The 16783-nt window shown below is 54.7% G+C and carries 12 protein-coding genes and 1 tRNA gene; 9 read left to right on the top strand and 4 right to left on the bottom strand.

The window, feature by feature from the left end; translation table 11 throughout:
• The first annotated feature begins 235 nt into the window (after positions 1-235).
• From mtaB to CPAR_RS08815, 3 genes are all read left to right on the top strand, one after another.
• Positions 236-1588, top strand: a complete 1353-nt coding sequence (gene mtaB / locus CPAR_RS08825) for a tRNA (N(6)-L-threonylcarbamoyladenosine(37)-C(2))-methylthiotransferase MtaB (protein WP_232203893.1) — start codon at positions 236-238, stop codon at positions 1586-1588.
• A gap of 94 nt (positions 1589-1682) precedes the next feature.
• Entirely contained in the window at positions 1683-2216 is a 534-nt protein-coding gene (locus CPAR_RS08820) for an adenine phosphoribosyltransferase (protein ID WP_012502967.1), read from the top strand.
• A 25-nt stretch (positions 2217-2241) separates the two neighbouring features.
• Positions 2242-3708 (top strand): sodium:proton antiporter, encoded by a 1467-nt coding sequence (locus tag CPAR_RS08815; protein ID WP_012502966.1) that lies wholly within the window; start codon positions 2242-2244, stop codon positions 3706-3708.
• 87 nt (positions 3709-3795) lie between these two features.
• Here CPAR_RS08815 and CPAR_RS08810 read toward each other — a convergent pair whose 3' ends face one another.
• Genes CPAR_RS08810 through ftsH form a run of 3 tightly spaced genes read right to left on the bottom strand, consistent with a single transcriptional unit; the run spans position 3796 to position 6514 of the window.
• Positions 3796-4098, bottom strand: coding sequence for an HU family DNA-binding protein (locus CPAR_RS08810; protein ID WP_012502965.1), 303 nt, complete (start codon positions 4096-4098; stop codon positions 3796-3798).
• Positions 4099-4140: 42 nt separating this feature from the next.
• Entirely contained in the window at positions 4141-4569 is a 429-nt protein-coding gene (locus CPAR_RS08805; RefSeq protein ID WP_269478995.1) for a sulfite exporter TauE/SafE family protein, read from the bottom strand.
• Complete coding sequence (gene ftsH / locus CPAR_RS08800; protein WP_012502963.1) at positions 4550-6514, bottom strand: ATP-dependent zinc metalloprotease FtsH; 1965 nt, start codon at positions 6512-6514, stop codon at positions 4550-4552. Before ftsH ends, CPAR_RS08805 begins: the two co-directional genes overlap by 20 nt.
• Before the next feature lie 320 nt (positions 6515-6834).
• On the opposite strand from ftsH, the gene gltX reads away from it, so the two are divergent.
• The 5 genes from gltX (at position 6835) to CPAR_RS08775 (ending at position 11848) form a co-directional block, all read left to right on the top strand.
• The gene (gene gltX / locus CPAR_RS08795; protein ID WP_041466348.1) at positions 6835-8346 is read left to right on the top strand and encodes a glutamate--tRNA ligase; all 1512 of its coding nucleotides are present in this window, start codon (positions 6835-6837) and stop codon (positions 8344-8346) included.
• A 100-nt stretch (positions 8347-8446) separates the two neighbouring features.
• A tRNA-Phe gene (locus tag CPAR_RS08790) sits at positions 8447-8522 on the top strand.
• A 170-nt stretch (positions 8523-8692) separates the two neighbouring features.
• Positions 8693-9832 carry a carotenoid 1,2-hydratase gene (locus CPAR_RS08785; protein ID WP_012502961.1) on the top strand — a complete coding sequence of 380 codons (1140 nt, stop codon included), beginning with the start codon at positions 8693-8695 and terminating at the stop codon, positions 9830-9832.
• A 154-nt stretch (positions 9833-9986) separates the two neighbouring features.
• Positions 9987-10532 carry a QcrA and Rieske domain-containing protein gene (locus tag CPAR_RS08780; protein ID WP_012502960.1) on the top strand — a complete coding sequence of 182 codons (546 nt, stop codon included), beginning with the start codon at positions 9987-9989 and terminating at the stop codon, positions 10530-10532.
• Positions 10533-10567: 35 nt separating this feature from the next.
• Positions 10568-11848 (top strand): cytochrome b, encoded by a 1281-nt coding sequence (locus tag CPAR_RS08775; RefSeq protein WP_012502959.1) that lies wholly within the window; start codon positions 10568-10570, stop codon positions 11846-11848.
• Positions 11849-11971: 123 nt separating this feature from the next.
• Here the strand turns inward: CPAR_RS08775 and CPAR_RS08770 are convergent, their stop codons facing one another.
• Entirely contained in the window at positions 11972-15460 is a 3489-nt protein-coding gene (locus tag CPAR_RS08770; RefSeq protein ID WP_012502958.1) for an alpha-amylase family glycosyl hydrolase, read from the bottom strand.
• A gap of 361 nt (positions 15461-15821) precedes the next feature.
• Between CPAR_RS08770 and rfbA the strand changes: the two genes are divergently transcribed.
• On the top strand, positions 15822-16703 hold the full coding sequence (gene rfbA, locus CPAR_RS08765; protein ID WP_012502957.1) for a glucose-1-phosphate thymidylyltransferase RfbA: 882 nt from the start codon (positions 15822-15824) through the stop codon (positions 16701-16703).
• Positions 16704-16783: the final 80 nt, after the last annotated feature.

Here is a 16783-nt window from a genome sequence, read left to right as displayed (position 1 = left end):
ACTGTCGTTGTGTTTAATATTGCAATCGAAAAAAGAAATATTTATCTCGTGAAATCATTTTGTGTGTTTGGTGTAATCTGGAGGTATGCTAATTCGTCTTGTTCTGTTTTTTCTGACGCTTTGTTTTGAAAGCAAGAAATATAGGTTTCAATATACCGTAAATTTTACTCCTCGGGTTCTATTTTCATTTTGTTTCATGAAACATTCCATTGCATAGATGAATAACTCAAGCTCTGTGAAACAGAAAAGCGTTGCTGCTGTAACTCTTGGTTGCAAAGTCAATTATGCTGAAACAGCATCGATCGTTGATATGCTGGTTGCCGAGGGTTGGCAATTTCACGACATTCGCGATGGTGCTGATATCATTCTTATTCATACCTGTGCGGTTACCGGTGAAGCGGAACGGAAATCAAGGCAGCAGATTCGGAAAGCAATCAAAAAGCATCCGAATGCAAAAGTGGTAGTGGCCGGATGTTATGCGCAACTTGCCCCGGAGCACATTGCGCAAATCGATGGGGTATCGCTGGTGTTGGGTATGGCCGAAAAGTTTGATCGTTCGCATTATCTGGAGGAACCGGACCGAAAAGAGCGCAACGTTCGGGTCAGGGTTTCTCCTGTCGAGGCCTCATCCGCAGCTCATGTAGCCAGTTCGCTGATTCGTCAGCCGGAGAAGGGCAGAACCAGAGCTTTTCTGAAGATTCAGGATGGTTGCAGTTTCGGATGTGCGTATTGTGCGATTCCTCTGGCCAGGGGGCGTTCCCGTTCCGTACCGCTGGCTACGGTGATGGAGCGGGCTGCTGCTATCGCCGAGGCGGGCTATCGGGAAATCGTTCTGACCGGCATTAATATTGCCGATTATCACGACGGGCAGCATGGATTTACCGATCTGCTCCGGCATCTGGAAGAGCTTGATGTGAGCCGAATCCGCATCAGTTCGATCGAGCCGCAGTTTCTCGATGATGAGCTTATTGAGCTGGTTGCAGGTTCGACCAAAATTATGCCCCATTTTCATCTGCCGTTGCAGAGTGGCTCGGACAAGGTGCTCAAGGCGATGGGGCGGCAGTACGATACAGCGCTGTATCGTGAGCGCCTGTTGCGTGCCGTCTCCTCGATCCGGGGGTGCGCTATCGGCGCGGATGTGATGGTCGGGTATCCCGGCGAGAGCGAGCAGGATTTTGAGACGATGTATCGTTTCATCGAGGAGCTGCCTGTCGCATATCTACATGTTTTCAGTTGTTCGGTACGTCCGGGCACCAGGCTTTCCCGGGAGATTGCCGAGAAGCGGGTAAGTCGTGTCGTCAGCGCAGAGGCTTCTCGCAGGGCAACACGCCTTGCGCAACTCGGTCAGCAGCTTGAACGGCGATTCGCCAGCTCGTTCATCGGTCGTCAAGTCAGAGTGTTGTTCGAAGAGGGGGGTGCCGATGCAGATGGAAAGATGCTCTGGAGCGGCTACAGCGAGAACTACCTCCGGGTGCAGGTCGCGATCGATGACGCCGCAGGTGGTGAGTCGATGAAAGGTGTTGAGCGTGAGGTTGTCATTGAGGGAGTGGGTGAGGGTTTGCTTTTACAGGGCAGACTCGTATTTTAAATTTTTCGTTTCCTGGCCGCTTTTTTTGTGATTCAGAGTGTCAGGAATCCTTTGTTTTGGCAGTATTTAACAATTCCGACAAACCTCTATCGCTATGCCCATCAAATCCAGGATTCGTACCGTTCCCGATTATCCGAAGAAAGGAATCATGTTCCGTGACATCACCACCCTGATCAAGGATCCGGTTGGTTTTCGTCTCGTTATTGACAATATGACCCAGCACTATCTGTCCAACGGTATCGATTTCGATGTGATCGTAGGTATCGAGGCCAGGGGGTTCATTATTGGTGGCGCGCTTTCCTATACGCTTGGCAAGGGGTTTGTTCCGGTCAGGAAGCCGGGTAAGCTGCCGGCTGACGTGGTGCAGCTCGAATACGATCTCGAGTACGGCAGCGACAAAATCGAAATGCATACCGACTCTCTGGTGAAGGGGCAGCGCGTGCTGCTGGTCGATGACCTCCTGGCTACGGGCGGAACGGCTCTGGCTGCTGCTGCGCTGGTTGAGAAGCTGGGCGGCGTGGTCGCCAGCATGGGCTTCATCGTCAATCTGCCCGACGTTGGTGGTGAAAAGAAAATCCGCGACAAAGGCTACAATATCTTCTCGTTGACTGAATTCGAAGGGGATTAACGAAACGCCCTATTAAAACGCAGCTATGAAGGATCGACCCGGCCTGACTGGGCGCGGCGCGGCAGTTGTTGCGCTGCTTGTGAGTTTCCTGACAATCGATCCAGCTGTTGCTTTGTGCAGCACGGCGGCTGGTGGAGGCGGACACGCCTCACTGCCGCCGGTCTGGCTGGCCGTGCCGTTCGTCTTGCTGTTGCTGATGATCGCTACCGGTCCGCTGTTCTACTCCAGATTCTGGGAGCATAACTACAAGCGGATTTCCATTGCACTGGGCAGCGTTGTGGCGCTCTGGTACGGATTTCGTATGGCGCATGGTCCCCATCTGCTCGTTAACACCCTCGAAGAGTACCTCTCCTTTATCTCACTTATTTCCGCCCTGTTTGTGGTCGCGGGTGGTATTCTGATAAAGATCGGACGCCGGGGTTCACCGCTTGTGAACGGCGCGTTGCTGTTTTTCGGTGCGATTCTGGCCAATATGGTTGGCACGACCGGGGCGTCGATGTTGCTGATTCGCCCCTACCTGAGAATCAACGAGGGGCGGCTCAAGGCGTTTCACGTCGTCTTTTTCATCTTTATCGTCAGCAATATCGGAGGTGGGCTTACGCCTATCGGCGATCCTCCGCTCTTTCTCGGCTTTCTTCGAGGGGTGCCCTTTTTCTGGGTGCTCAGCCATGTCTGGCTGCCCTGGCTTGTCACAGTGGTAGCGCTTTGCGTGATTCTGATGGCGCTTGATTTCGTGTCCGGCAAAAAGGGGGAACCCTCAGCTGAAGCTTCGCCCTCGGGAGGTCGCCTGATCGAGCTGCGTGGTTCGAAGAATTTCATCTATCTCGTGCTGCTGATCGGTTCGGTTTTTCTCGACCCTGCCGTGATTCACGGTTTCCCGAGCCTTCAGGAGCTGTTCGGCCTGCCTTTCGGCATCCGGGAGCTGATTATGGCCGTTATCGCTGTGGTGGCTTATAAAACTTCGGATAAAGAGGCGCTTGCGGGCAATGAATTCAACTTCGAGCCAATCAAGGAGGTGGGGTTCCTGTTTATCGGTATTTTCGCAACCATGATTCCGGCACTTCAGCTGATCGGCTCCTACGCGCAGGAGCACGCTGCCGGATTCAGTGTTTCGCGCTTCTACTGGGCAACCGGCATTCTGTCAGGCGTACTCGATAACGCGCCGACGTACCTCAATTTTCTGGCCGGATCTCTTGGCAAGTTCGGACTCGATTCCGGTGTGACGGCAGATGTGGCTCGATTTGCATACGGCATGGACTCACTGGTGCCGGGTGATGTTTCGTCAACGGTTTACCTGATGGCCATTTCGATTGCATCGGTCTTTTTCGGTGCGCTGACCTACATCGGTAATGCGCCGAACTTCATGGTGAAAAATATCGCCGAGCAGGCCGAAGCCGACGTCCCCTCTTTTGTGGACTATATCTTCCGCTACTCGGTTCCGGTTCTCCTGCCGGTGTTTGCAGGCATCTGGTTTTTCCTGTTCAACCGGTAGCCAATTCTTTTCACCTGACCGGTCATTCTGCACAACACAACGGAATGACCGGATTGTACTTCTGTCTGACGGCAGCAAGACAGCTTTCTACTCGGCTTTCAGGCTCTCGCTTACGGCGTGTTTGAACTCTTTGGAGATTTTGAAGGTCGGAACGTTCTTCGGCCCTACGGTGACTTTTTCACCGGTTCTGGGGTTTCGGGCCTGCCGCAGGTTCTTGTAGCGGATGTTAAACGATCCGAACCCCCGGATTTCGATTCGTTTGCCAGCTTTGAGTGAGTCGATGATGCTTTCGAACAGGCAATCGACGACCGATTCCGTTTCATGCTTTGTCAGACCTGTCCGCTGGGCGATCACGTTCACCAGGTCGGCTTTGGTGGTAGTCTGTCCCATGGTAGTGTATGCTTTGGTTATAGATTGCAGGTACTGTACAGATTAAAGCCAAAGGCGGATGGCTACGAAGACAAGAAAAACAGCGAACATCCGCCGCAGTAACTCGCTTGAGACCTCGATGGCCAAATGTGCTCCGAAAAAGGCTCCGGCAAAGAGGCCGAATGCAATGGTCAGGCCGAACCAGATGTTCTGCATCGCAATGTTGCCTGACCGGTAATATTCCAGAACGCCGAGCAGCCCGACCGGCAAGAGCAGCGCGATGAGCGAGGTGCCGTTCGCTGCCTGCTGGTTCATACCGAAAAAGAACACCAGTGCCGGTACAATGATCACGCCGCCCCCAACGCCGAACATGCCCGAGAGCAATCCGGCAGCGAGGCCAATGATGAACAGCATGATCAGTTGCATGGTGAATCCGGTGTTAAAACGTTGTTGATGTTTCCGGCTGGGCCGTTCAGGCCGGAGCTCCGGCATCGATGATGGCATCGATTTCCGATGCGTCCAGCGACTCTTTCTCTATCAGCAATTCAGCCATCTTGTTCAGAATCGGACGGTGCCTTGTCAGAATGTCACGGGCATTATCCATGCAGCCGGTAATGATCTGGTGAACCTCCTCATCGATCTGAAGCGCGGTCTGTTCGCTGTACTCCCTGACGTGGGAGTAGTCTTTGCCGAGAAAGACCTCTTTGTGGCCGTTTCCGTAATTGATCGGGCCGAGCTTGTCACTCATGCCCCAGTTGCGCACCATCTTTCTGGCGATTTCGGTCGCCTTTTCAATATCGTTGGCCGCACCGTTACTGATTTCGTTGAACACCAGCTCCTCTGCTGCACGTCCGCCGAGTGCATAGGTGATCATCGCCATCAGGTACTCCTTGTTCTGCGTGAAGCGGTCTTCAAGCGGGAGGTAGGCGGTCTGGCCGAGGCTTCGGCCGCGCGGTATGATGGTCACTTTGTGGATCGGATCCGAACCGCTGGTGAATTTCGAGACGATCACATGGCCCGCCTCATGATAGGCGGTCAGCTTTTTCTGCTCCTCGGAGATGTACATGCTCCGGCGTTCGGGGCCCATCAAAACCTTGTCGCGCGCCTCTTCGAAATTGTCGGCGGTGATTTCGGTCTGGTTGTATCGCGATGCGAGCAAGGCCGCTTCATTGACCAGATTGGCCAGATCGGCTCCCGAGAAACCCGGGGTGCTCTTGGCAATCGTCTCCAGATCGACCGAACTGTCGAGCGGCGTTTTCCTTGTGTGAATTTCCAGAATTGCTTTGCGTCCGCGAATGTCGGGCTTGTCGATGGTGATCTGCCGGTCGAACCTGCCGGGTCGCAACAGCGCACTGTCGAGCACATCCGGGCGGTTGGTCGCAGCAATCAGGATCACGTTGTCCCTGGCGGTGAAGCCGTCCATCTCGACCAGCAACTGGTTCAGCGTCTGCTCGCGCTCGTCGTGCCCGCCGCCGAGGCCAGCGCCGCGGCTTCTGCCAACCGCGTCGATCTCATCGATGAAGACGATGCAGGGCGAATTCTTTTTGGCGGTCTCGAACAGATCGCGCACACGGGCCGCGCCGACGCCGACGAACATCTCCACGAAATCAGCGCCCGAAATCGAGAAAAACGGGACCTTGGCTTCTCCGGCGATCGCCTTGGCAAGCAACGTTTTGCCGGTTCCGGGAGGGCCGAGCAGCAGCACGCCTTTCGGTATCTTGCCGCCTATTTTCTCGAACTTCTCGGGATTCATCAGAAACTCGACGGTCTCCTGTAGCTCTTCGACCGCTTCGTTTACCCCGGCCACATCCTTGAAGGTCACCTTGACATCGAACTCGCTGATGAGCTTGGCGCGGCTCTTGCCGAAGCTGAAGATGTTTTTCGACGCGCCATTCTGCGCCGACATGCGCCTGAAAATGACAAAGTAAATCACACCGAACAGCACCCACGGCAAAAAGAGCAAGAGCAGATTGGAAAACTCGTCGGTGCTCTGGACGATTTTGACCTGCACGCCGCTGTCACTGAGGCTATCAGCCTGCGAGCGGTCAAATTCAGGAATGCGAACCATGAACCGGTCGGCACTGATGGTCGTGTTATTGATCAGATGGAGAGTGCGTTTCGTCTTGAGCTTGCCGGTCAGCAGGGCGGAGCGGTCGGGGCCGGTTTTGACTGTAGCTTCCAGCAGCGCCTGTTCCTGCAGGAGCGTACGGTACTCATTGTACGTGACTTCCGGGGCGACATCCTGCGAGAAAAAGCGTTGGAACACAAAAATGCCCAGCAGCGCCAGCATCAGCAAAAGGATGAACTTCGGGAATCCGCCTTCACCGCCCTCTTTTACAGCAAAGCGTTCGTCAGTGTCCCGGCTCTTGTCCGGCGGCATGAAACGGTTGTCGGGCCGTTCTTTTGAAGCCTTATCGTTTTTTTTGTTCGGCCGCATCGGCAGGTTGTTCGGATGATGCAAGATAAGTTACGGCTTTATAAGTAATTAAAAGTAAAACCATCGGGGAAACCAAAAAGTTTATCATGTTCGCCTCCAGAGACGTTATTTTCTGTTCTTATTTCTTTTTACAGCTGGCGACAAGGGCGGTGGGCGCGCAGGGTTGATCTTTTCGAGTTGCCGTTACCAAATGCAGCGAGTTTTTTTTAAATTCATTGCTTTTGACGGGGCGCCAGACCGTTCTCTTATAGTTTCGGTTTTTTCACAAGGCGCATCCAATGGAATTGTTTGCCGCAATCTTTAAACTGATCTTTCTTGCTATGGCCGGTCAAAGGGTTAGAACGCGATTCGCTCCATCTCCTACGGGTTATCTTCATGTCGGCGGTCTTCGCACCGCGCTGTACAACTATCTGTTCGCCAAACGAATGAATGGGGAGTTTGTCATCAGGATCGAGGATACCGACCAGAGCCGCAAGGTCGAGGATGCGGAAAAAAATCTTATCAGCACGCTTGAGTGGGCGGGCATTATCGCCGACGAAAGCCCGATGCATGGCGGCAATTACGGGCCTTACGTCCAGTCGCAGCGTCTTGATATTTACAAGAAGTACTGCCAGCAACTGCTTGACGACAAAAACGCCTACTACTGCTTTTCGACTTCGGAAGAGCTTGAGGAAAATCGTCAACTTCAGCTCAAGCAGGGCCTCCAGCCCAAATACAATCGCAAATGGCTGCCCGAGGATATGGGCGGCAGTATGCCTCAATCAGAGATCAAAAAGAAGCTCGATGAGGGGGTGCCTTACGTGGTGAGGATGAAGGTGCCCGACTATGTGTCGGTCTGGTTCGAGGATGTGATTCGCGGGCCGATCGAGTTCGATTCGGCAACCATCGATGATCAGGTACTGATGAAGTCTGACGGCTTTCCGACCTACCACTTTGCCAGCGTGATCGACGACCACCTGATGGAGTTTACCCATATCATCCGTGGTGAGGAGTGGCTGCCGTCTATGCCGAAGCATCTGCTGCTCTACGAATTCTTCGGCTGGGAACCACCGAAGTTCGCGCACCTGCCACTTCTGCTCAACCCCGACCGCTCCAAACTCAGCAAGCGCCAGGGCGACGTGGCCGTCGAGGATTATGTCCGCAAAGGCTACAGCAGCGAAGCGATTGTCAATTTCGTTGCGCTGCTTGGCTGGAACGAGGGCGAGGGCAGTGAGCAGGAGGTCTTCAGCATGGACGAGCTGATCGAGAAATTCTCGCTCGAACGTGTCGGTAAGGCTGGCGCGGTGTTCAACGTTGACAAGCTCTCCTGGCTTGAAAAGCAGTACATCAAAACGCGTCCGGTTGACGTGATCGTCGAAGGCATCAAGCCTGTGCTGAACGAAGCACTCGCGCAGCGCTCACCTGAAATGTCCGTTGAGTGGATTACCTCTGATGACTATTTGGCCAAAGTGGTCGACCTGATGCGGGAGCGCGTCAACTTCGAGCATGAGTTCGTGACCTTTAGCAGCTACTTCTTCTTCGAGCCGGAAAGCTACGAAGAGGATGCTGTTGCAAAACGCTGGCGTCCTGACATGCCCGAGCTGCTCGGCGAATTCAGCAAGCTGCTCGAAGCCAACGACGACTTCACGGCTGAAAATATCGAGGCCGAGCTTAAGGCTTTCGTGGCTCCGAAGGGGCTGAAGCCTGCTGTTATTATCCATCCGCTTCGTCTTGTCGTATCGGGAGTCAGCTTCGGTCCGAGTCTGTACCACATGCTCGAAGTGCTCGGCAAGGAGACGGTGCTGCGCAGGATCGCCCGCGGCATCGAGCGTATCAGCATCCCCGAGGCCTGAGTGTTCCGTTTGCGGGCTGCACGGCGCGGCCCGCAAACGAAATGAACAATTTTTTGTTTGGTATTACAGGACGAATCACTATATTCTCCTCACCTCAATTGGACAGATAGCTCAGTTGGTAGAGCAAAGGACTGAAAATCCTTGTGTCGGGGGTTCGATTCCCTCTCTGTCCACCAGTTCCCTGGCTTCCTGCTGCGAAGCCTCCCCGGAACGACAGAGTCCTCTTCTTTTCCCGGTTTTTATCACTTGAGAGTATCAAACCGTAACGCAAGCCAGTTGCCTGGCGGGTTGTTCTGGTCTACTTTTCCGCTCATCCCAGACCGCTCGACTATTACAACTTTCCGGCATGAATATCACAACTGATTCCCTTCAGGAAGCATGGCACCGGCTCGAAGAGCCAGGTTCCTATGAATGGTGGTATTTCGATGCTGAAGATGAAGCTCAGGGAATCTCCGTAGTCTTTATCTGGTTTGCCGGTTTTGCTTTTTCTCCCTACTACCTCGGCCATTACGAAGAGTGGAAGGCCCGCCGCCGCAGCGACCAACCCAATCCGGTCGATTATGCTGGATTCAGTTTCCAGCTTTACCGGAACGGTCGCGAGGTCATCAATTTCATTAAAGAGGGTGGGCGTGAACTGTTTGCTTCCGAAGATGGCGGAATTGGCGTGCGGTTCGAAGGCAACCGCTTTGTCTATGACCCTCTCCGTAATGAATACCGCCTCAGTATAGACTTTTCATTTCCGGCGCGAGACCGCTCGGTTCACGCTTCATTTACCTTCCGGCCGCTTCACCGTTTCGACTATCATCTCGACAACGCTTTGCATGAGAGTGTCGATTTTCGACACCATTGGGTGCTGAGCGTACCGAAAGCCGAGGTGCTCGGCGTGCTCGACATTACATCGCTTTCCTCGGATGAACGGCAGGTTTTGCACTTTCGTGGACGGGGATACCACGACCACAATCTCGGCACGGTTCCGATGTACGAATCGATCGATCGCTGGTATTGGGGGCGTTTTTTTTCGGATCGATACGATCTGATTTACTACGTGGTATTTCTGCGCGGCCGAGCCTCCTCTCCTCAAGCAGTCATGATGCTTCTTGATCACGAGAGTGGAGAGCAGTCAGTGTTCGATTCGGTGCGCGTTCGTGAGAACGATTTTCGGAGAGGGCTTTTTGCGCCGGTTCACGCCAGCAGCCTTCGGCTTGAGGATGGGACTGTCAGTGTGGATATCCGGCATCATGAGGTGCTCGATACCGGCCCGTTTTATCTCCGGTATGGTTCCCGTTTCTCCATGGCAATCGGAGATGATCGGTTGGAAGATGTGCGAGGTATCTCCGAGTTTTTGAATCCGGAAGCCCTGAAGTCAGGAGTGATGCGGTTTTTTACGGCAAGCCGTGTCTGGCGAGATGGACAGAGGTCGGTGATGTACACCCTCTACAATTTTTTCAAGCACCAAATCGATTGGTTTACCAGGAAAAAATTTTAAATTATAAATCAGTCTGTACATACTGTAATAGTTCCCGGAACGGCCATTTTACGGAAAAAATTAAGGTTCCGGTGACTTCTCTATGAGACGCGTTCAGGCGGCGGATGCCTTCTTGATTTATACAACTCAAGTCATTAAAAGGAGATAGTTCATAATGGCGCAAACTGGTAATTTCAAAAGCCCGGCAAGAATGACTTCGCTGGGTCAGGGAGCCGAACTCTCTGCAGCCGGAGCGGTTACCGGCGGTAAACCTCGCGAGGATGGACTCAAGGGAGTCGATTTCGAGCGCAGGGGCTTTCTGCACAAGGTTGTGGGTGGTGTCGGCGCTATCGTGGCGGTCAGTACCATCTATCCGATCGTCAAGTACATCATTCCGCCGGCCAAGAAAATCAAGATCGTCAACGAGCTGAATGTGGGTAAGGCATCGGAAGTGCCTGCCGGCAAGGGCAAGATCTTCCAGTTCAACGAAGACAAGGTGATCGTGGTTAACAGTGGAGGCACCCTTACTGCTACCAGCGCAGTCTGCACCCACCTCGGCTGCCTGGTTAACTGGGTTGATGCCGACAATCAGTACTTCTGCCCCTGCCACGGTGCAAAGTACACCAGAAATGGCGAAATCATTTCCGGCCCCCAGCCTCTGCCGCTCAAGCAGTATAGCGCAAGGATCGAGGGTGGCGACATCATCATCTCAAAGGCTTAAGCATCAATACCTGAAAATCAAGGGAGTCAAAACATATGGCTGAAAATACACCCAAGCCGGCCGCAGGTAATGCACCTGCCAAGCCGAAACCGGCAGCCCCTGGAGCGGCTAAACCCGCGGCAAAGGCTGCTGCGCCGGGCGCAGCTCCGAAAGCTGGAGCTCCGAAGGCCGCCGCTGCTGCACCCTCGTCGGGCGTGTACAAACCCCCGGTAGACCGTCCGGATCCCAACCCGTTCAAGGATTCGAAAACCAGCGCTCTTGGCGCATGGTTCCAGGAGCGTTTCTACGTCATCATGCCGATCCTCGATTACCTGAAGAAAAAAGAGGTGCCGAAGCATCGCCTCTCTTTCTGGTACTATTTCGGTGGTCTCGGTCTGTTCTTCTTTATTATCCAGATCATCACCGGTCTGCTTTTGCTTCAGTACTACAAGCCGACCGAAGCCGATGCGTTTGCTTCGTTCCTGTTCATTCAGGGTGAAGTTCCTTTCGGCTGGCTGCTTCGCCAGGTGCATGCCTGGAGCGCCAACCTGATGATTCTCATGCTGTTCATCCACATGTTCAGCACCTTCTTCATGAAGTCCTACCGCAAGCCGCGTGAGCTCATGTGGGTGAGCGGCTTCATTCTGCTTGTCCTCAGCCTCGGCTTTGGTTTCACCGGCTACCTGCTGCCGTGGAACGAGCTGGCCTTCTTTGCTACCCAGGTCGGTACCGAAGTTCCGAAAGTGGCTCCGGGCGGTGCGTTCATGGTCGAGATTCTCCGCGGTGGCCCCGAGGTCAGCGGCGAGACCCTTACCCGCATGTTCTCGCTGCACGTCGTGCTGCTTCCCGGTCTGGTGATGCTGGTGCTTGCCGCTCACCTGACGATGGTGCAGATTCTCGGCACCTCAGCTCCGATCGGCTACAAAGAGGCTGGTCTCATCAAAGGCTACGAGAAGTTCTTCCCGACCTTCCTTGCCAAGGACGGTATCGGCTGGCTGATCGGTTTCGCACTGCTCATCTATCTGGCCGTGATGTTCCCCTGGGAGATCGGCGTGAAGGCTGATCCGCTTGCTTCAGCTCCGCTTGGCATCAAGCCGGAGTGGTACTTCTGGGCTCAGTTCCAGCTGCTCAAAGACTTCAAGTTCGAGGGCGGTGAACTTATGGCCATCATTCTGTTCACCATCGGTGGCGTTGTGTGGCTGTTGGTGCCTTTCATCGACCGTCAGGCTTCGCAGGAGAAGAAAAGCCCGATCTTCACCATCTTTGGTATTCTGGTGCTTGCCTTCCTGCTGATCAACACCTACAGGGTCTACGCAGAGTACTCGATGCTCAAGTAAGAAGTCTGTTTTACAGTGCCATGAAAAAGCCCGGAATTTCCGGGCTTTTTCTTTTTGGGGAAGATTTATAGGTCGTATAAGTCCTATAGGTCTTATACGACCTATAGGATAAGAAGACAAAGATCAATTGCCTTTTTTCAGTAGCGAGCCGAGTTCGTAGCCGCTGACGAAGGCGGCCATTTCGAGCTTGTCGATGGCGTCGAGCCAGGCGGTCAGCACGCTTGCTTCCTCTGACGCAACTTGTTTGGCTTTTTTGATATTCTCACTTCTCCAAATCAGTTCCTGCACCATAATCCATGAGGCGAGCAGGCTGAGCTGGCGCTCGCGGAACCACTCTTTGCCGTGCAGGTACTGCACCTGCATGAACGCTTTGAAGTGTTTGTCGCCCGATTCGTGCAGGGTTCTGATCGAAGCCATGAGCTGTTCATCCGGAGTTTCATCGCTGCCGGGTGCTGTTCGTCGGGCAAGCAGGCAGGAGATGAGATCGACCGCTTCGGAGCTGTTGACCGGCCAGTCGCCGGACTTGCCAGCGAAGACCTTTTCCAGTGTGTTACCGAGCAACCACTGGTCGATGACCTGCTTTTCGAGCAGCCCGTTGTCGCGTACCATCTCCTGAATGCAGTTGAGGGCGATCAGGGGTTTTGCCAGCGAGCAGAACGCTTTGTCCGTTTTTTCGTCGAGTCCGAGCGACACTTGCACGCGCTTGATATTCTCCGCTTTTTCGAGCAGCGATTCGTAGCCGAGAGCGCTGAGGTAGCTCTCCGCAGCTTTTTCGGCGATGTCGTTGGGCGGCGTCAACTGTTTTTCCATGATCTCCGCAAAGCGTTCCGCCACGGCATCGAGCAGCGTTTGGCATGCCTTGCCGAACGCTGCGGCGAGCTTTTCGGGTTTGGCAGATTTCGCATCCGCTTTTTCGATGAAGCCCTCGATCGCCGCTTCAACGATCTGGTGTATCGGCCTGAGGCTTATGGAGAGCGCTTCGATTTCGATCGACGCAACGCCCCGTCCGTTCAGCTCCTCGCAGACCTGGTCGTACGGCTTGAGCTTCGATGGTCGGACAACGCGGAACTCCATGAACAGATTGTACTGGTAGCCGCCGAGTGCGACGAACAGCCCCTGTTCGCGCACCAGCGCGCAGGAGCGGATGAACTCCAGCCCGCTGCGTTGGTCGCGGAAGATGACGAAACTGTGGTGCTCTCCGGGCAGGCTGAGGGCGTCGCCGAGCGAGGTCTGGCGCATCGAGCCGTTGTCGAGCCGTCCGGCAGAAATCCGTATCCATCCCTCCGATGCTTCGTAGCGGTTGTTGTAAATGAAGAGTGAGTGCTTGCCGTTGTGTTGGTTTGAGTAGGCGAAAACGTTTTCGTTCACCTGTCCGTCCGGCGCGTAGAGGTCGAACAGCTGGAAGTGCGCAACCTCGGCGAACAGCGAGCGCTGCTTCATGACCGGGAAGATTTCGCGGTAGTGGCGTCCGACCAGCTCCTCATCGGGGCGCTCGTCATAATAAGCCTTGGCGTACTCCATTCCGTACTTCTCGGTAAAGCCTTCCACCTGTCCGTGGCCTATCATCGGCAGTCCCGGCATGGTGAGCATCATCATGCAGACGCCGAAATACTTGTCGCCCCGTCCGAATTGCGCGATGGCCGTGTCTTCGTCGGGGTTGTTCATGAAGTTGACGTAGCGCTTCAGAATTTCCGCGTCGAACTCCAGCGTCTTTTTGATCAGTCCGCGGTAGCCAGCGTTGTCCTCCTTTTTGAGCATGTGCATGAAGGCGCTGTTGTAGACACGGTGCATCCCGAGCGTACGCACGAAGTAGCCTTCGAGCATCCAGAACGCTTCGGCGAGCAGCAGCGTGTCGGGCACCTCCTGGGCGACGCGGTCAACCACTTCGCGCCAGAACTCCTGCGGCATGGCGGCCTCGAATTCGGCCATGCTCATCGACCAGGCACCGCGTGACGGAATGCCCGGCGCGTGGCCGTGCAGCGGGAACCAGAGGCGCTGGATGTGCATTTTGGCCAGCACCATCGCCGCGTCGAAGCGGATCACCGGGAACATTCGGGCCACGTGCAGAATCTGCTGGATCACCCCTTCGCGCACCTCCGGATCGAGGAAGTTGAGCTGCGCCGTGTCGTTCCACGGCATGGTGGTACCGTCGTTGCCGTGGTAGATGTAGCGCGTGTCGCCGGTCATGTGATCGACTCGCTTGAAGGTGACCGCGGCGTCGGAGCGGTTCCAGTAGCCATCCTCGATGTGGATGCCGTAGCGGCTGTCCTCGCTCAGGTTCGGGCCGTTGTAGGTGTAGTTCGGATAAGGCGGCTGGCCGGTCGAGAGGAACCAGTCGGGACGGTTGCGCACCAGCTCCGAGTCGATGCCGGTGTGGTTCGGCACCATGTCGCTGGCCAGCCGGATGCCGCGCTGCATGGCGCGGTTCCGGAGGTTGACGTAGCCGTCGTAGCCGCCAAGCTCGTGTGCGATCTCGTAGCTTTCGAGCGCATAAGCCGAGGCCTTGGCTTCCGGATTGCCCTGAAGCTGCTTGATCTTGCGAGATGCATAGCTGCGTTCCCACAAGCCGATCAGCCAGAGGGCGGTGAAGCCGCGGTCGGCGAGCATGTCGAGCTCCTCGTCCGGAATATCCTGAAGCCGCGCGATGTGCCGTCCGTACTGGCGCGAGAGCTGGTCGAGCCAGACGTAGGTGCTCTTGGCGATCATCACCACTTCGGGCATCCACGAAGAGTCGTGCGAGTAGCGGGCCGGAGCGTCGCCGAGGTCGTCGTAGGAGGGTGAATGCACCTCCTGTTCGCCGAACATGCCGCCATGCACGGCGTTCTCGTGCGAGAGGTTTTCGAAGAACAGATAGCGGTCTTCATCCTCGATCAGCACGATTGTTTCGTCAAGCAGTTCCAGCCAAGGCGAGCCAGCCAACAGATCGCTCCAGTGCAGTTTGATGAAGCGGAGCTGATCGAGCAGCGAGTCGGGCGCGTGCCGGAACGGGCGAGTGAGCAGCTCCTCCAGATCCTCCTCGCGGTCGCCGACCGGCCCCACGCTCTGCACGGCGTGCTGCATAGCTTTGACGAGCTGCGGATAGGCCCGGTCATCGTGCAGCTCACGGTCGGAAATCAGCGCAGCGAACTGCTTGAGCGCCGGATTGCGGTTGTTCAGCCAGACCAGATAGGCTTCCTCAAGAGCGTTGGCGCGGTTCGCCGCGCTTTTCAGCCAGGTCTCGGGAGCGGTTTTCGAGCGGTAGATATCCCCGGTCGGAAAGCGTTCGACGAACTTGCCGAGATACTCGACCGAGTTCCAGTTCGAGGCCTCCCTGTCGAGCACCGCCAATGCCTGATTGTGCAGGCCAGAGACCTTGTCGATCACATGGTGTTGCAGTTCATGCAGCAGCTTCATGCCGTGAAACTGCGCGGGCAGCAGCTTTTTAGCCTTGTCGCCTTCAACAAGGCTCAGCTGGTGGTTGATCGCTTCGGTCTGCCGCTCGGATTGCTTCATCGCTTCTTGCCGGTCTTGAGGCAATCGCAGCAGCGCGGGATCGTCGAGACGGTAGCGGTTTCGCGCCGCTTTGCTGATATAGAAGTGCTCTTTTATAGAAGTAGGGATGTCGGTGCTCATATGACGGCTCAGTCAGGCTCGGGATGTTTCAATGGTATTGGAGTAAGGTACGCAATTGCATGAATATTATATCGGGCTATCAGGCTGCTCTCTGTATTTGTTGCTAAGTGTTAAGCTTCTGGACGTTGTTGTTTCGTCAATGCTTTGCGGCGGTTCAATAGGGGGTGGTTGTTGTCTGTAAAGCATGCACGCCGGCCGTTTTCTCCCACTTTTGAAAAGCTCCGTTACGAATTGCTGGGTGAGCGGGACGAAGTAATCAAAGCTGATTTTTTTTGTATGTTTATCTGTTTATGTCTAAAGCATGAGGGTGGACTCTGGCGTATTTCCCTTGATCACGTTCGGTGATAACTTACCAGATACTATGAAAGGAATCATTCTTGCAGGCGGCTCCGGAACCCGCCTCTATCCGGTGACCAGAGGCGTGTCAAAACAGCTTTTGCCGGTGTACGACAAGCCGATGATCTACTATCCGCTTTCCACGCTGATGCTCGCAGGTATCAGGGATATTCTGGTTATCACCACGCCTGAAGATCAACCCTCATTCGTCAAGCTTCTCGGTGATGGCAGCGACTGGGGCATCAATCTCTCGTACACGGTTCAGCCCTCGCCCGACGGCTTGGCGCAGGCATTCATTCTCGGCCGCGATTTTATCGGCGACGACGATGTGTGTCTCGTGCTCGGTGACAATATCTTTTTTGGTTATGGCTTCAGCGGTATGCTCGAAGAGGCGGTTCGTCACGTCGAGCAGCGGAACAAGGCTGTGGTGTTCGGTTACTATGTAAGCGATCCGGAGCGGTATGGTGTTGTGGAGCTTGATGCAAGCGGCCAGGCGCTGTCAATCGTCGAAAAGCCTGAACGTCCGAAGTCGAACTATGCGGTTGTCGGCCTCTATTTCTATCCGAATGATGTGGTTGCTATTGCTGCGGGCGTCAAGCCTTCGGACAGAGGTGAGCTGGAGATTACCTCGGTTAATCAGGCTTATCTCGAACGTGGGGATCTGTTCTGTTCGGTCATGGGTCGTGGATTTGCCTGGCTCGATACCGGCACGCACGACTCTTTTCAGGAAGCGGGAAACTTTATCGAAACCATTGAAAAACGGCAGGGGCTTAAAGTTGCCTGTCTCGAAGAGATTGCCTGGCGGAATAAATGGATCGATGATGCTGGGCTTGAAGCCTTGGCCCGTCCGCTGCTCAAAAATCAGTACGGAGAGTATCTCTGGAATCTTCTGCAGAAGAAGGGCTGATTTTTCGCCTCGTCAACAGGCAGTTCTGAACCTTGGATTGTTGCATTTGTGGTTGAGGTCTTATCATTACTATAGCATTG

Source organism: Chlorobaculum parvum NCIB 8327 (assembly GCF_000020505.1).
GTDB classification, from domain to species: Bacteria; Bacteroidota; Chlorobiia; order Chlorobiales; family Chlorobiaceae; genus Chlorobaculum; species Chlorobaculum parvum_A.
The sequence above is the reverse complement of the archived record's forward strand: the minus strand, read 5'-3'. Positions and strand labels throughout refer to the sequence as shown.

Excerpts from the sequence above, each read along its gene's own strand:
- CPAR_RS08820 (WP_012502967.1), top strand. The coding sequence starts at position 1,683 with ATGCCCATCAAATCCAGGATTCGTACCGTTCCCGATTATCCGAAGAAA.
- CPAR_RS08815 (WP_012502966.1), top strand. The coding sequence starts at position 2,242 with ATGAAGGATCGACCCGGCCTGACTGGGCGCGGCGCGGCAGTTGTTGCG.
- CPAR_RS08810 (WP_012502965.1), bottom strand. The coding sequence starts at position 4,098 with ATGGGACAGACTACCACCAAAGCCGACCTGGTGAACGTGATCGCCCAG.
- CPAR_RS08805 (WP_269478995.1), bottom strand. The coding sequence starts at position 4,569 with ATGCCGGAGCTCCGGCCTGAACGGCCCAGCCGGAAACATCAACAACGT.
- ftsH (WP_012502963.1), bottom strand. The coding sequence starts at position 6,514 with ATGCGGCCGAACAAAAAAAACGATAAGGCTTCAAAAGAACGGCCCGAC.
- gltX (WP_041466348.1), top strand. The coding sequence starts at position 6,835 with ATGGCCGGTCAAAGGGTTAGAACGCGATTCGCTCCATCTCCTACGGGT.
- CPAR_RS08785 (WP_012502961.1), top strand. The coding sequence starts at position 8,693 with ATGAATATCACAACTGATTCCCTTCAGGAAGCATGGCACCGGCTCGAA.
- CPAR_RS08780 (WP_012502960.1), top strand. The coding sequence starts at position 9,987 with ATGGCGCAAACTGGTAATTTCAAAAGCCCGGCAAGAATGACTTCGCTG.
- CPAR_RS08775 (WP_012502959.1), top strand. The coding sequence starts at position 10,568 with ATGGCTGAAAATACACCCAAGCCGGCCGCAGGTAATGCACCTGCCAAG.
- CPAR_RS08770 (WP_012502958.1), bottom strand. The coding sequence starts at position 15,460 with ATGAGCACCGACATCCCTACTTCTATAAAAGAGCACTTCTATATCAGC.
- rfbA (WP_012502957.1), top strand. The coding sequence starts at position 15,822 with ATGAAAGGAATCATTCTTGCAGGCGGCTCCGGAACCCGCCTCTATCCG.